This window comes from Nocardia sp. NBC_01377 (genome assembly GCF_045040005.1).
In the GTDB taxonomy this organism is placed as follows: domain Bacteria; phylum Actinomycetota; class Actinomycetes; order Mycobacteriales; family Mycobacteriaceae; genus Nocardia; species Nocardia noduli.
In genome coordinates, this window is sequence record NZ_CP109566.1 from 7370262 (window position 1) to 7385604 (window position 15343).

A 15343-nucleotide genomic window follows, 5' to 3' on the forward strand; every position below is an offset into this window, starting at 1 on the left:
TGGGTCGGCAACGACGCGCACACTATCGGGTAGGGGGAAGACCACATGGCTGATCTCGAGGCGCTGCTGGACGATTTCGCCGGTGAATGCGCGGACCTGGAACGACTCGTCGCCCCGCTCCCCCCGCGGGAATGGGCACGTCCGACGCCCGCAGACGGCTGGACCATCGCCCATCAGATCGGCCATCTGGCCTGGACCGACGATATCGCGACGATCGCCGCGACCGACGCGGATACCTTCACGCGCACGCTCGCCGAAGCGGGCCCGAAGGCGTTGACCCTCGTCGACGAAGCCGCCGACGAAGCCGCGCGCACGCCCGCCCCCGAACTGCTGCGCCGTTGGCAGCGGGGCCGCGCCACGCTCGCGGGGGCGCTGCGGGCCGTTCCCGCGGGCGTCAAACTGCCCTGGTTCGGACCGCCGATGAGCCCGGCGTCGATGATCACCGCGCGCATCATGGAGACCTGGGCGCACGGCCAGGATGTGACCGACGCGCTCGGCGCTCGGCGCGAGCCCACCGCGCGACTGCGCAATATCGCCCATATCGGCGTTCGTACCAGGAATTTCGCCTATGCCGTGCGCGGTGCGACGCCGCCCGCCGAAGAGTTCCGGGTGGAGCTGACCGCGCCGGATGGCACGGGGTGGACCTGGGGGCCGGCGGACGCGGGACAGCGGGTCACCGGACCTGCCATTGATTTCTGTCTGCTGGTGACGCAACGACGTCACCGTGACGATCTCGCGCTGGAGGCGGACGGGCCGGATGCCTCGGAGTGGCTGAATATCGCCCAGGCTTTCGCCGGGCCGACCGGCGCGGGACGAGCTGCGGGCCAGTTCGCGTAGCACCCCGGGCAACCCCGGCCGAGGACGGCGAGGGCCCGGAAGGACACGGGCCGAGAGACGGGAGCGGGCGAGCGCCACACTTGGGTGCGCCGTATATGTCGACGGCCGGACGCCGTTGGCCGGGTATGTCATGGCAGTCGAGCGTGACGCCCGCCAGCTACCCCCAGTGTTACCCCGGCGCCCGAACGCGGAAACATCGGCGGTCGTGCGGTGTGTGATCCCGATCGCACACCTGCGGCGGGTCGCGGCGACCCGTAGCCTGGACATGTGTACGGCTTCCGACGATGCGGGCCGCCATATGCAAGGCAACCCGGGGCCCGGGGAAGGACAGCATCGTGACCGAACACCGTTCCGGCCAGATCGCCCGCTATACCGCCGTCGTGCTGGCGGGCACGGCCAGCCTCACTCTCACCTTCGCCGCGGGCGCGTACGTGGTTCGTCAGATTCCGGATACCCGACAGCCCTCCGAGATAACCAGCGACCGAGCCGCATCGCCCATAGGACTGCGGGATGCGACGAGGCCCAGCCCGTCCGCCGCCGAGGCGCCACGCATCGGCGATCTCCGCGACCGGCCCGTTTTCCTGTTCGGGTCCCGCGCCGACGAGCCGGTCGCGTCACCGCTCGCGCCGCGGGCTCCGTCGACACCACCGAACACCGACCGGATGGCAGTCGCACCCGAGCGCCCGGCGGGCGTAAGTGGACGTGTGGACGTCGGAAGCGCCTACGTCGGGGCGCATTTCGCGCCGACACGGAACTCCGTCGCGTTCACCGTCGACACGAATCTGTTCTCGACGCTGTCGGAATTTCTGGGCTCCGAACAGTTTCGCGACGATTTCGGCACCGAGGCCGACCCATCCGGCATCACAGCGGTGCGCACCGAAATCGACACCCGCCGTGGCGAAGTGACATTCGTACTCTCCGATCCGTCGCTCGGCGAACACGATCTTCGGCTCGACCGCAATCCCGCACCGGCGGCGGTGCGGCAGGACTCCCCCGGAACCGTGGCGGTACAGGGCGATTCGCGCTCGTCGGAGGCTGTCACCACCTGATCGCGCGCGATCGGCTCGGACCGACCTCCCGGAGCCCCGGCCGTGTCCTCCCCCGTGGCGAACTCCGGTATTCGGCCCGCGCACTAGTGTGAGCGCGTGTACGACTACTGCGTGATCGGCGGCGGAATCATCGGTGTGGCGACGGCACGGACGCTGCTGCGACGCCATCCCGGCGCGTCACTGGTGCTGATGGAGAAGGCAACCTCGCTCGCCGCGCACCAGACCGGGCACAACAGCGGGGTGATCCATTCCGGGATCTACTACGAGCCCGGCAGTCTGAAAGCGCGCCTGTGTGTGCGCGGCGCGCAGTGGACCAAGGATTACGCCGTCGCGCGGGGAATTCCCTTCGACGTGTGCGGGAAACTGCTCGTCGCCACCGACGCGGACGAGCACCGCGGAATGCTCGCCCTGTACGAACGCTCGGTCACCAACGGGGTCGAGGTGGAATTGCTCGACACCGCGGAATTGACGCGCCGAGAACCGCGGGTATCCGGTGTCGGCGCGCTGTTCGTGCCGGGTACCGGCATCATCGATTACACCCGGGTGACCACCGCGCTCGCCGCGGAGGTGACGGCCGACGGCGGCGAGATCGTCCTCGGCGCGCAGATCACCGCGTTGAGCGAATCGGACGATTCGGTGACCGCCTCCGGCCCCGGCGGGAGCTGGCGGGCGCGAACGCTGGTCGTCTGCGCGGGTTTACAGGCCGACCGGATGGCCGCGCTGGCCGGGCTGCGCACGGATTTCCGGATCGTGCCGTTCCGCGGCGAGTACTACCGCCTGCCAGCGCGACGGGCCGACCTGGTGCGCACGCTGATCTATCCGGTGCCAGATCCGAATCTGCCGTTCCTCGGTGTGCATTTGAGTCCGACGATCGACGGCGAGCTGACGGTGGGACCGAATGCCGTGCTCGGACTGTCGCGGGAGGGATACCGCAAGGGCAGTGTCGATCTGCGCGACGCGCGCGAAGCCCTCGGTTTTCCCGGACTGCGGAAACTGGCCCGCGCCCATTTCCGCACGGGGGCACGTGAATTGCGCAACTCCCTGTTCAAGCGTGGATATCTCGCCGAATGCCGCAAATACTGCCCGGAATTGACGATGGCCGACCTGCTGCCGCGCGAGGCGGGCATCCGCGCGCAGGCGGTGCTGCCCGACGGCACCCTGGTGCACGATTTCCTGATCGAACGCACCCCGCGGTCGGTGCACGTGCTCAACGCGCCGTCACCGGCGGCGACATCGGCGATGCCGATCGCGGAGTACGTCGTCGACCGGATCACGGGAGCGGCCGAATAGCGGGCGACGCCCGTCGACACGCGGTACGGGCGTGTACTCGGCGAGGCCGTCGACCAAGCAACCGTCCGGTCGCAATCTGGAAATCCATCGCACCGAATCGTGCCCGACCCCTGCAATAAAGAGGAGAGCTGTAGTACTTTTGTCGACAGCCGTGAATCCCGGCGGCGCGCTGTCAGCAGAGCGTTCGCGCGGCCACCAGGGACGAACGTCGCTAGTCAGGCAGGGAGGGCCGATGGGCCACATCAAGTACGCGAGTGACGTCGGCGCACCCGTCGAAGTGGCGTTCAGCTACACCGACAACCACCTGTTCGTCCCGGACTGGATGTTCGGCGTCGCCGAATTCGAACCGGCCGGCGATGTCGACCAGGGCCTCGGCGCGGTCTACGACACCGCGGCCAAGGTCGCGCTCTGGCATCCCAGGACGGCGTGCGAGATCACCGAGTACCGCCGCAATGTCGTGATCGGCTACACGCTGCGCGGGCGCCTGTCGGGCACCCTGACGCTGCGCTTCGATCCGCTCGGCTACGGACGGTCGGTGCTCACCTCCGAAGCGGAGTACGCTCCACCGCGTGGAGTCCTCGGCCGCCTGTGCTCAGGGCTGGTCGACTCCGCCGTCAGGAAGGCGCTACGACGCACGGAGTCGCAATTGCGTAGGGAAATCGAGGAATTCCACGGTACCGATCTTGTCGGTCGGATTGCGTAAGGTGCCATCCATGATCATCGTGAGCACCGACGGATCCTGCCTCCGAAACCCGGGCGGCGCCATCGGCTGGGCTTGGGTCAATCATCAGGGGTCCTCGCGCAGCGGCGGGGCCCCCACCGGAACCAACCAGATCGCGGAACTACGCGCGGTCCACGAGGCGATCATCGCCCACCCCGGCCCGGAACCGCTCTTCATCGAGAGCGATTCGCTCTACGCGATCAAATGCGCGTCGGAGTGGATCTCGGGCTGGCGGATGAACGGCTGGCGCACCTCGACGGGGGCGCCGGTCAAGAATGTCGAGATCATCAAGGATATCGATCGGGCCATCGCGGGCCGCCCCGGTCCGGTCCGCTTCCGTTGGGTGCGCGGTCACGTCGGCAACTACTTCAACGAGAAAGCCGACGCGCTCGCGGGCGAGGCCGCGCGTGAGGCGGCGGCGTCGGCCGCGGTGGGTGAGGCGAGCACCGTCGAGATGCCCGCCGTCACCCTGCCGGAAACCGTCGCACCACTGGAAAAGACCACCGGGCCGCGGGCCTCGGGGAAGGCGGTCGCGCCTTCGGCTCCTCAAAGTCTGACGCTGTTCTGAGGAGGCGGCGCGTCCGCGAGGTAAGACCGCCCGAAGTCCTCCGGCGGTGGGTTTCGACCCCACCGCCGGAGGCTTTTCGGCAGGTCAGTTACCCGGTGCGGGTGCCGGAGCCGGGGTTGCTCCCGGCGCGGCGCTTCCGCCCGGCAGTCCGGTACCGGTGTCCCGCAGCATCGGCGAATCGAGTTTGCTGACCTTCCAGTCACCGTTCTCGTTGCGCAGATCCGCGATCACCACGACGTACTGCCGGTCCGGCGTCGTCTGGCTGAAGTTGACGCGGAACTGGGTCAGCGTCACGAGCACCTTGGCCGAGTCGGTATCGCCCGACTGGTAGCCGCACTGCACGTCGTCGGTCCAGGACTTCACCTGCGCCTGCACCATCGCGTCGTTGAGCGCCTTGCTCGCGTCGTCGAATTCCTTCAGGAAGTCGCCAGTCGCGTTCGCCTTGACGTTGGTGAAGTAGCGGTCGAGATCCTTGGAATAGTCGTAGGTCGAGACACTGTTGCCGAACGCGCACGCGGCGTGGGTGGCCTCGTCCACGGCGGCGAGTTCGTCCCCGCGCTTCTGGGCCTGAAGGAAGAACACCACAACCGCGGTGATCGCCGCGACCAGCAGGATGCCCGCGACGAACGCGGTGATGATCGGCGCGAGGCCCGAGCCCGATTTCGGTGCGGATTCGGCGGCCGGTGCGGGAGCGGGAGCCGCCGCGGTGGTCTCCGCCGGTGTCTCCGTCGTCGCCTTCGCCAGATCCGGCTTCGCCGTCGTCGCTGCGGTCTCGGCCTTGCCCTCGGTCACCGGATTCTCGGCGCTCGAAGCATCTGCGGCCTTGTCCGCCTTGTCGGTGTTGTTGTCGGCGGTGTCGGCGTCGTCGGTGGACATCGATAAATCCTGCACTTTCCCGGCGCGCGCACGCGCCGATTCGGCCGATCGGCCCGAACGGGCCGATCGTGGGCGGTCTACCGGCGAGTATGCCCCGGCCGGCGGGGAGACCACCGGACGGGGGTGATGCTCACCGCGCCGGCGGAATGGTCCGCTCGTTCGGATCCACACCGGGCGGCATCTGCGCGCCGTTGTTGGGCACATTCGGTCGCGGCGCGTTGGCCGCGCCGCGGATCTGCTGGCCGGGCGGCGGGTTCACACAGTAGTTCCACTTGGGAATCGTGTCGTCCTGCACGATCTCGTTCGGCATCTGCTGGGTGGCGTAGTTGCAGGTCGGACGCGGCCAGATATCGAGGATGGTGTGGAATTCGTTGTCGTGCGCGGGCACACCGAGCGCACCGAGTCCCGCCGCGAGCGAGGGAAACAGCGCGCGCAGCGCCGGGGTCCGCAACTGCGCGGCCTTGGTGATGGCGGCGAAGTTGGTGAGCAGACTCGTCATCGGATCGCTCGTCTTGTCCAGCACCGCACCGAGACTCGCCAGTTGCCCCGGCGCCTGTTCCAGAACCGCCCGCAATTCGGCGTCGGCGTTGTTGAACTGCTCGAACAGCACGCCCGAATTCCTGGTCAGGATCGCGAGATCGGGCTGCGCATAGGAGGTGGTGTTCGCGATGACGCGCAGGTTGGTGATCAGGTTGGTGGTCTGCGGCAGCAGCGCGTCCAGACCGGCCGCGGCCAGGCTGATGCCGTTGATCATGCCGCGCAACTGATCCGGACCGCCGCTGAGCGCGATATCGAGTTCGGACAGGATGGTGCTGAATTTGTCCGGGTCGACCTGGGCGATCAGGGCGCTGGTGTTGTCGAGCACCGACCAGATCGGGGTCGGGGTCTTGATCTTCTCCGGATCGAAGGCGATCACCGCTCCGTCGTTCAGGTACGGAGCACCATCACTGGCGGGCCGGAAATCGATGTACTGCTCGCCCGCGCCGGACAGCGCCTGCACCGAGATCACCGAGTCGACCGGAATCCGGTAATCGGATTCGATCTCGGCCTCCGCCGCGATGGCCTGGCCGCGATCGGTCAGCTTGATCGAGTTCACCTTGCCGACGCGGTAGCCGCGCAGGGTCACGTCGTTACCCGGTTGCAGACCGCCCGAACGATCCAGGCTCACCGTCACGGTGTAGTGCCCCTGCAGCGGATTCACCCGCATGATGTTGACGACCAGGTACGAGGCGCCGAGCAACAGCACCAGCACCAACCCCGCGTTGGACAGGAAGATCTTGCTGCGCAGTATTTTTCCCGCTCGGCTCATCGGTGTCCTCCCTGCACCCGGCCCTGCACGATCTGCAGGACCTGGATGAAGCTGCCGACGAAATCGTCGAGATCCTTCAGATCCGGGAATTTGCTGTTCGCGGGATCGGTCAGCAGACCGACATCGAGATTGGTCAGCGTCGCGTAGACGGCCAGGCTCTTACCCCTGAAGCTCGCATCGACCTTCGGCCTGATCTCGTGCAGCTGGTCGAGCGCGAAGCCGAAGCGGTCGCCGGTGTCGGCCAGTGCCTGCATCAGGCTGCCCAGGTTGTCGAGCAGGCCGGCCAGCTGATCCGACGAGGTGTTGGCGTAGTCACCGAGCGCCGCACTGGTCGTGGCGATCTTGGCGAGCAACTGGGCGAGGGCCTGATTGTTCTCGGCCACCGCGCCGATCATCTGCGGCAGTGTGTCGGCGACCTGGCCCAGTTCGTCGCGCCTGGACTCGATGGTCGTCGCCAGCGCGCTGAAACCGCCGAGCACGGCGTCGATCTTCGCGCTGTTCTCGTTCAGACTGCCGACGACGCCGGTCATCTCGGTGATCAGGTGAGCCAGTTGCGGACCGCGACCGCCGACGATGGAATCCAGTTCGGAGCCGAGCCTGCTGAGGCTGGCTATACCGCCGCCGTTGAACAGCATGGACACCGAGATCAGCAGTTCCTCGACCGTGGCGCCCGCCGAGGTCTGGTCCAGCGTGAGGGTGTCGCCGTTCTTCAGCAGTGCGGCACCGGATCCGGTCTTCGGCTTGTCGATGGCGACGAAGACATCGCCGAGCGGAGTCGCCTGGCGCAGTTCGGCGGTGGTGCCCTCCGGCAGCTCGATATCGGTCCGGATATCCATATCCACGACCGCCTGGAAATTCTTGGTCGCGATATTCGTCACGACGCCGACATCGGAACCGCCGATCTTGACCTTGGCCTGATCGGGCAGATTCAGCGCGTTCTCGAAAACCGCGTGCAGCGTGTAGGTGTCGCCGGACTGGCCCGGCTTGGGCAGCGGCAAATCCTCGACGGTCAATCCGCACCCCGTGGTGACACCGACTCCCACCACGGCGGCGACGGCGACCACGGCCCTGCGCGCCTTCATCATTCGATCGGTCATTTCGTCAGTCCAAGCAATGCGGCGGTGAGCCCGTAGTCCGGTCCGAAATCCTGCATATTGCCGGTTCGGCAGCCGTCGGATCGCATTTGGATCCGCTGACAGAAAACGCTGACGATCTCACCACTGAGTGCGGTACCGATGAGACCGTGCAGCCGGATGAATCCGGCTTCCCTGTTCATCGAACGGTCGATGCTCTGCAACAACATCGGCGTCACATCGACGATTTCGGTCAGACCGTACGCGTTGTCACGCAATTGATTTGTCACATTCGTCAAACCGGTGAGCGTGCCCGATAGTTGATCCTGATACTGGTCGAATACCGAACTGGTATTGGCCAGGAAGTCGTTCATCTGCTGCAACGTGGCCTGTAGACCCGGCGCCTGTTCGGCGAGCAGGCCGGTCATCTGGGTGACCTGATTGCTGAAACCGCGCACCGACTCGTCGTTCTCGGCGAGCATCGTGGTGAGTTCGTTCAACTTCACGATGATGTTGGAGATCGCGTCCTTGTTGTCGACGCCGATCTTCAACGCACCCGAGAGCGCGTTGAGGGTGTCGCGCATCTTCTCGCCCTGGCCGTCGAGCATCGGGTACAGCACCCGGCCCGAGAGCGGGCCGATACCTTCCTGGCCCGGCTGCGGTTTGAGCGCGGCGGCGAACTGGTCGATGGTCTTGATCATCGTGTCCAGTTCGACCGGCGTCCTGGTGCGCTTCAAGGGCAGATGTTCACCGTCGGACAGCCTCTCGCCCTCGGTGTACACCGGGGTCAGCTCGATGTGGCGGTCGGTGACGATCGACGGCGACACGATCGCGGCGATCGCGTCCTTGGGGATCTTCACGTCGCCGTCGATCGACATGTGCACCTCGATGAAAGTGCCCTTGGGCACGATCTTGTCGACCTTGCCCACGTCGAGTCCGAGCACCGTGATCGGATTGCCCTCGTACATGCCCGCGATGTTCTCGAAATCCGCGGTGATGCGCATCGAGTTACCGAGCGCGTCGTTCACCGATCCGGGCAGGATCGAGCAGCTGCCGATGGCGAGCGCGGTCGCGCCGACGACCACCGACCGGCGTATGGCTTTGGTGTCGAATCGCTTGCGCATTGTCATCCTTGGCACCCCTCGATCACCTGGACGAAGCACAACCAGTTGTCCGGGAACAGCCACGGCAGCGCGACCTCGCCGTAATTGCCGTTGCCGAAGGCATTGGACAGGTAGCGCACCGACGGCGGAACGATCGACAACAACCGGTCCAGATTCTCTTTGTTCTTCTGCAGGCCCTCGGCCATGACGTTGAGCTGATCGATGGTCGGGCCCAGTTGGGCGTCGTTCTGGGCGCCGATCTCCTGCAACTGCTTGGTCAGCGTCGCGATGTTGTCGAGCAGGCGACGCAGCAGATCCTGGCGTTCCATCACCCGGCTCGCGATGGCCTCGCCCTGGGTGATGATCAACAGCACGCTGTTGCGGTTGTCGGCCAGCAGCTGGGTGACCTTGTCCAGATCCTTGAGCAGGCTGTCGACCTCGGTCTTGCGCGCATCCATCACCTTGGCCAGCGCGCCGACGCTGTCGAGCGCCTGCGCGACCAACTGCGGGGAATCACCGAACTGCTGGTTGACCAGGTTGAGCGATTCGGCCAGCTTCCGGGTGTCGAGTTCCTCGAATTTCGGGGTGCCGATCTGCACCACGTCGGCGAGGTTATACGGAACGGTGGTGTTGGACACCGGAATCCGCTTGTCGCGCAGCCCGGAACCATCACCGGGCTCCAGGTCGACGTAGCGCGCGCCGAGCAGCGTCGCCATCTTGATCGAGGCCGTGGCGTCCGGACCGAATTTCAGGCTCTTGTCGACGTTCAACGTCAACAGGACGTGGCTGCCCTCCAGTTCGGCGCCGACCACCGTGCCCACCGGAACACCGGAGACATCGACCTTGTCACCGACCTTGATACCCGCCGCCTGCACGAATTCGACCTTCACCGACTGGTCGCCGACGCCGAGCATCTTGAACACGCTGGATATCAGCAGCATGACGACGACCAGAACGGTGCCGATCACGCCGAGCCAGAAGTAGCGGGCGGATTCGAACCGCGCCTTGAGTTTCGTCATCATGGGCGGCACACCGCCGAGTGGGTGGTGCCACCGATCTGGTTGAACAGGCCGCGCGGGAACAACACTCCGTACAACGAGACATCGAGGCTACAGATGTAGGCGTTGGCGTACGTGCCCTCCGAGGTGAAGCTGCCTGCGTTACCGAGGATGGCGGGCAGGTCGATCGCCGCCTGATCGAGCTGCGGGCCGGTGGCGATCAGCAGCGTGAGCGCCGCCGTCGTCGAATCCTGCGCCGTCCGGAGTTTGGGCTGGATCTTGCCGACCATGTCGACCAGCGAATCCGTCGCGTCCGCGATCTGCACCGTCGACTGCTGCAGGGTCTGGCCCTGCTCGTACAGTCCGCCGATCAGCGACCGGGTTTGGGTCACCAGGGTCTCCAACTCGTCACCTCGTTTGGCCAACCCCGCCATGACTCCGGAGAGGTTGGTGATCACATCGGTCAGGATGGTGTCGCGGCGCTGGAAATCCGTCGCCAGCGTCGCGGCCTGGGTGATGAAGGCGCTCAGCGAGACCCCGTCACCCTGCAATGCCTGGATGAATGTCTCCGACAGGCGGTTCACCTGCTCGGGTTGCAGTACCTGGAACAGCGGCTGGAAACCGTTGAGCAGGGCCGACACGTCGAACGACGGTTCGGTGCGCTCCAGCGGAATCGCGGCGTTGTTCTTCAGCGGCGCCGGATTCGCGGCCTTGCCGGGAGCCAGCGCGACGTAGCGCTGGCCGATCAGGTTCTGGTAGCGGACCAGCGCCTTGGTGTCGTCGTAGAGGGTCTGATCGCTCTGGACGATGAAGGTCACCTTGGCGTCGTTACCGCCGTCGAGCTCGATCTTCTCGATCTTGCCGACGCGGACGCCCGCCATCCTGACGTCGTCGCCCTGGCGCAGCCCGAGTACATCGGTGAAGGTCGCCGAGTAGGTCTTGGTATCCCCCGACACGACCCGCGCCAGGGTGTTCCAGACGACAACGGTCACCAGGATCGAGACCAGCGCGAAGATACTGAAGCCGATCAGCGGTTTGCGAATGCTCATCGGCCGCCTCCACTTTCGGTCACTTGCAGGATTCCGTTCTTCATGATCGGGCTCAGCAGCAGGTATTCGGTGGTCGTCGGCTTCCGGCCGAGCAACTGCGTGATCGCGGCGTCACCACGGTAGGAGATCGGAGCGGCAGCGGGCTTGGTCTGCGCCCGAGCCGGATCGCTCGCCGCCGCGGGCTGCTGCGGCGCGGGTTGCCGCGCGGCCGGTTGGGGTCCACCGAAGATCGGCGGCAGTTCCGGAACCAGACCTTCCAGCGGCGTTCCCGCGAACGGTTTCGGTGTGCCGCCCTCGGTCCCGGTCGGCAACGGCACCGCGGACGTGGTCAGGCCGGGCAGTACCGGCAGGCCGGGCATCGGAACCAGCGGCGGCAGGCCTGCCGCCGAGTCGAGCGCGCGCGGTTGCAGCGATTGCGGCATCGGCGGGATCTCGACGGCGGCGGGCGCGTTGAAGCAACTCGGTCCGGCCAGTTCGCCGTAGCGTGGGCAATTCTCGACGGTGTTGGGCTGGTACGGCGTGAACGAGATACCGAGGTTCCACACCATCTGCTTCTGCGGTCCCCAGTGGAAGACCGTGTTCAGCTTCGCCGCCGAATCACCGAGGTTGACGATCGCCGCGGTGATCGCCGCCGGATCGGCGGCCAGCGCGCCGAAGGTGTCGCTGGTTCCCGCGGTGACCTGCTTGCCCACATCGGGGTTACGGGCGAACAGGGCGTTGACGGTGTCGACGGTGCTGCTCGCGCCGGTGATCAGCGAGACCAGTTCGGCCCGGCGATCGGCGATAGTGCGCGCGGTCTGCACCGAACTGCCGAGCACGTCGACCAGTTCCGGCGCGGACTGGTTCAACGCCCGGAACGACGAGGAGAAATCGCCGAGCATGACGCCGAGATCCGGGATGGATTCGTCGACGGCCAGCAGCCACCGGTCGAACCGCTCGATGGTCGAACCGGGCATCCGGCCGCTGCCGTCCAGCGCCTGCGACAGGGTGCCCAGGACTCGGCCGAACTGGACCGGGTCGATCTTGTCGAGCACATTGCGCACGGCGGTCAGGGTGTCCTGCAGCGCGATGGTGCCCTGGCTGCGGTCCTCCTCGATCACCGCGCCCTCGTGCAGGTACTGATCGGCCGGTCCGTTGAAGACCAGTTCCACCGAGGTGACGGCGAACAGGTTGCTCGGCACCACCCGCGCGGTGACATTGGCAGGGATGCCTTCGGCGAATTCGGGCTTCAGCTCGATCTGGACCTTCTGCATCTCGCCCTTGTCGGCGATCTCCACCTCGTCGACCGCGCCGACCAGCACACCGCGGAATTTGACGTCGGCCTGGGAGGGCAGTCCGTCACCGGTGGTGGTGAGGTTGGCGACGACATTGACCTTCGGCACGAAATAGCCCTGGTAGCGGGCGTAGAGGAAGCCGAAGACCAGGGTGAGGACGACGAGTCCCGCCGCTCCGGCGATCAGCAACTGACGCATGGTGGGCCCACGCCCACTTGGATCAAGAATCATCTCGCCTTATCCCGAGATCCGGATGCCGGGGTTGACTCCCCAGATCGCCAACGTCATGAACAGGTCCGCGAAGACGACCAGGATGATGCACATCTTGATCGCCCGGCCCGCCGCGACACCGACACCTTCCGGGCCGCCCGAGGCGAAGAACCCGTAGTAGCACTGGATGAAGGTGGTGATCGCGACGAACAGGATCGCCTTGAGCAGCGAATACAGCACGTCGGTAGGTACGAGGAATTGGTAGAAGTAGTGCATGTAGGTGCCGCTGGCGGTGCCGCCGATCGCCTGCACGGTGACCGAGCAGGAGATGTAGGCGACGGCCAGGCCGAGGCAGTACAGCGGGATGATGGCGACGATCGCCGCGAACATCCTGGTGCTGACCAGATAGGGCAGCGGCCGGATGGCGATCGATTCCAGCGCGTCGATCTCCTCGGAGATGCGCATGGCGCCGAGTTGCGCGGTGAACCGGCAGCCCGCCTGCACGGCGAAGGCCAGTGCCGCGAGCAGTGGGCCGAGTTCACGGGTCGTCGCGAAGGCGGAGATGGCGCCGGTGATCGGACTCAGGCCGAGCAGGTTCAACGAGGTGTGGCCCTGGATGCCGACGGTCATACCGCCGAACGCGCTCAGGATCACGACGACGCCGATCGTGCCGCCGCCGACGACGAGATTGCCGTTGCCCCAGGTGACGTCGGAGAGCAGCCGCCACACTTCCTTGGGGTACTGCCGCAGTGCCAGTGGGATCGAACCGAGCGAACGCAGGAAGAAGAAGACCTGGTGGCCGAGGCGGGCCAGCATGTCCACCGGGGCGTTGGCGGTGCGCTTGAGCGCGTTCAGGGGCCGCAGCAGCGGCGGAACATAGGTTGATGACACCGGCTCAGACCACCTGTGGGGGGAAGAGTGCGTTGTAGACCTGAGTGATGATCAGGTTCACACCGAACAGCATGATCGCGGAACTGACCACCGCGGAGTTCACCGAGTTGGCGACACCGCCGGGACCGCCTCGGGTGTTGAGCCCGGTATCGCAGGCGATGATGGCGGCCAGCAGGCCGAAGATCAGCGACTTCACCAGCGCGACGGCCAGGTCACGGGTGACCGCGAAGGACGAGAAGGTTCCGACGTAGGAGCCGGGGGTACCGCCCTGGGCGAAGATATTGAAGATGTAGCCGGTGAGGAAGCCGACGAATACGACGAATCCGCAGAGCAGGACACTGACGAGCATCGCGGCGCCGAGCCGGGGGGCGACCAGCCTGCGCATCGGATCGACGCCCATCACCTTCATGGCGTCGATCTCCTCGCGGATGGTGCGGGAGCCGAGGTCGGCGCAGATGGCCGAGCCGACCGCGCCCGCGATCATCAGGGAGGTGACCAGCGGTGCGCCCTGCTGGATGATGCCGAGTCCGTTGGCCGCGCCGATGAACGAGGTCGCGCCGACCTGACCGGCGACGGCGCCGACCTGGATCGAGACGATCACACCGATCGGAATCGCGACGAGCAGTGTCGGAGCGGCTGCCACGTTGGACATGAACGCGCACTGACGGATGAATTCTTTGAATGGGAAGCGTCCACGGAAGATCGCGACGAACAGTTCGATCACTGCGGCGAATCCCATGGTGATCTGTCTGCCGAAGGTCTCCAATGAACGCTTCGGATGGTCCTGCCAGTACGCCCTCGTCCAATCGACCGCGTCACCGATCCGTGACCCTGTTGGTGGACTCTTGGTCGACTGCACTGGCTAACCCCTCTCGACGCCGGTTGGATGCCCCGACGACTTGTTTGCTTGACGCACCTTACTACGTAGTAAGCCGGAGCACAGCACCCCTCTGTGATTGGAGTCATAGATAGTTGTCACATTGCCGTTATGTCTATGACATACGCCACGAGGACTGGGTCAGCGCCCAAATTTCGATGGTCGGACTCTGGCACAAGTGACAGTTCAGCACGGCCGATCACAGGTCCGGCGACACTTTACGAGGCAAATAACTCGGAATACATTCATCTAAAAATCGACTGTTTTCCTACCACAATGAATCGGTACAAAATTGTGTCCGACACACAAAACATAACCGTGTCCATGTGACTTCGATAGAAGTTCGCTATCGCCAAAATTTGAGACGTTCCCGCCGGGCTGTCGAGAACGCCGTTCCGGTTCCCACGCCGTGCGCTGCCGGACTATGAGACGCGCCCGAGACCGAATACTGACACGATGGGTGCGACAGATTGATATCGTGCGGACTTCCGACATCTGGAGGGACATGTTCAGGAAACTCGCCAAGGCGGCCAACGCCGTCTTCGCCGTAGCCCTTGGTGCGGCACTGCTGGGTGCTGGCACAGCGGACGCCGCGGGGCCGCCGGTGATCGGCGGTGGATCCGGCATCATCATCGACAACCAGTACGAATGCACGGTCACCACCGTGGGCTACGACGGCGCGGGCAGGCTGGTCGGTCTCACGGCGGGACATTGCGGTGACGAGGGAGCCCAGGTCTACGCCGAGGCCGATCCCGGCGCGGGTCAGATCGGACGTTTCGTCTACTCCAACCACGAACTCGACTACGCCGTCATCCAGTTCACGCCCGGCGCCATCACGCCGGTGAACCGGATCGGCAACGTCAGCATCACCGGGATCGGCGGACCCGCCCAGTTCCCGAACATCGTCTGCAAGGAAGGCCGGACCACCGGCAACACCTGCGGCATCGCCTGGGGCGACATCTTCGGTACGAATATCGAGACGTGGAGCCAGATGTGCGTGGTCGAAGGTGATTCCGGCGCCCCGGTCGTCGTGGGCACCACCCTGGTCGGAATGGTGAACGCCTACCTGGCCATCGCCTGCTTCGGTCCCGAGGTCGGCACCAACATGAGCACGATCGTCGGCGATATCAACGCCCGAGGCGGTGTCGGAGCGGGTTTCCGCCCCATCTAGTCACGACGCGGCAGGACTTCGACGAGCGGGCGCGGGCGCGCCCGCTC

At 65.6% G+C, this 15343-nt stretch carries 15 protein-coding genes; 6 read left to right on the top strand and 9 right to left on the bottom strand.

Translation table 11 applies throughout. From position 1 onward, the window contains the following. Nucleotides 1-45 precede the first annotated feature (45 nt). From OG225_RS33995 to OG225_RS34015, 5 genes are all read left to right on the top strand, one after another. The gene (locus OG225_RS33995; RefSeq protein ID WP_405178893.1) at nt 46-837 is read left to right on the top strand and encodes a TIGR03084 family metal-binding protein; all 792 of its coding nucleotides are present in this window, start codon (nt 46-48) and stop codon (nt 835-837) included. Between the two features lie 335 nt (nt 838-1172). Then, on the top strand, nt 1173-1886 hold the full coding sequence (locus OG225_RS34000; RefSeq protein WP_405178894.1) for a hypothetical protein: 714 nt from the start codon (nt 1173-1175) through the stop codon (nt 1884-1886). A 96-nt stretch (nt 1887-1982) separates the two neighbouring features. Continuing rightward, on the top strand, nt 1983-3176 hold the full coding sequence (gene lhgO / locus OG225_RS34005) for an L-2-hydroxyglutarate oxidase (protein WP_405178895.1): 1194 nt from the start codon (nt 1983-1985) through the stop codon (nt 3174-3176). Between the two features lie 232 nt (nt 3177-3408). Next, nucleotides 3409-3879 carry an SRPBCC family protein gene (locus tag OG225_RS34010; RefSeq protein WP_216916895.1) on the top strand — a complete coding sequence of 157 codons (471 nt, stop codon included), beginning with the start codon at nt 3409-3411 and terminating at the stop codon, nt 3877-3879. A 10-nt stretch (nt 3880-3889) separates the two neighbouring features. Continuing rightward, a complete protein-coding gene (locus OG225_RS34015) occupies nt 3890-4465 on the top strand; it encodes a ribonuclease H (protein WP_405178896.1) in 576 nt (191 codons plus the stop codon). Nucleotides 4466-4549: 84 nt separating this feature from the next. Here OG225_RS34015 and OG225_RS34020 read toward each other — a convergent pair whose 3' ends face one another. From OG225_RS34020 to OG225_RS34060, 9 genes are all read right to left on the bottom strand, one after another. Next, complete coding sequence (locus tag OG225_RS34020) at nt 4550-5341, bottom strand: hypothetical protein (RefSeq protein WP_405178897.1); 792 nt, start codon at nt 5339-5341, stop codon at nt 4550-4552. 130 nt (nt 5342-5471) lie between these two features. Beyond that, nucleotides 5472-6650, bottom strand: coding sequence for an MlaD family protein (locus OG225_RS34025; RefSeq protein WP_405178898.1), 1179 nt, complete (start codon nt 6648-6650; stop codon nt 5472-5474). Next, nucleotides 6647-7747: an MCE family protein gene (locus OG225_RS34030; protein WP_405178899.1), complete on the bottom strand. Its 1101-nt coding sequence runs from the start codon at nt 7745-7747 to the stop codon at nt 6647-6649. The genes OG225_RS34025 and OG225_RS34030 overlap by 4 nt, the downstream gene beginning before the upstream one ends. Then, complete coding sequence (locus OG225_RS34035) at nt 7744-8853, bottom strand: MCE family protein (RefSeq protein WP_405178900.1); 1110 nt, start codon at nt 8851-8853, stop codon at nt 7744-7746. Before OG225_RS34035 ends, OG225_RS34030 begins: the two co-directional genes overlap by 4 nt. After that, nucleotides 8850-9845 carry an MCE family protein gene (locus OG225_RS34040; RefSeq protein WP_405183463.1) on the bottom strand — a complete coding sequence of 332 codons (996 nt, stop codon included), beginning with the start codon at nt 9843-9845 and terminating at the stop codon, nt 8850-8852. The genes OG225_RS34035 and OG225_RS34040 overlap by 4 nt, the downstream gene beginning before the upstream one ends. After that, complete coding sequence (locus OG225_RS34045) at nt 9845-10873, bottom strand: MCE family protein (RefSeq protein WP_405178901.1); 1029 nt, start codon at nt 10871-10873, stop codon at nt 9845-9847. The genes OG225_RS34040 and OG225_RS34045 overlap by 1 nt, the downstream gene beginning before the upstream one ends. Beyond that, entirely contained in the window at nt 10870-12378 is a 1509-nt protein-coding gene (locus tag OG225_RS34050) for an MlaD family protein (protein ID WP_405178902.1), read from the bottom strand. Before OG225_RS34050 ends, OG225_RS34045 begins: the two co-directional genes overlap by 4 nt. A gap of 6 nt (nt 12379-12384) precedes the next feature. Further along, entirely contained in the window at nt 12385-13248 is an 864-nt protein-coding gene (locus OG225_RS34055; protein ID WP_216916887.1) for an ABC transporter permease, read from the bottom strand. A gap of 4 nt (nt 13249-13252) precedes the next feature. Next, the gene (locus OG225_RS34060) at nt 13253-14107 is read right to left on the bottom strand and encodes an ABC transporter permease (RefSeq protein ID WP_216916886.1); all 855 of its coding nucleotides are present in this window, start codon (nt 14105-14107) and stop codon (nt 13253-13255) included. Nucleotides 14108-14630: 523 nt separating this feature from the next. On the opposite strand from OG225_RS34060, the gene OG225_RS34065 reads away from it, so the two are divergent. Further along, nucleotides 14631-15296 carry a S1 family peptidase gene (locus tag OG225_RS34065; RefSeq protein ID WP_216916885.1) on the top strand — a complete coding sequence of 222 codons (666 nt, stop codon included), beginning with the start codon at nt 14631-14633 and terminating at the stop codon, nt 15294-15296. Nucleotides 15297-15343: the final 47 nt, after the last annotated feature.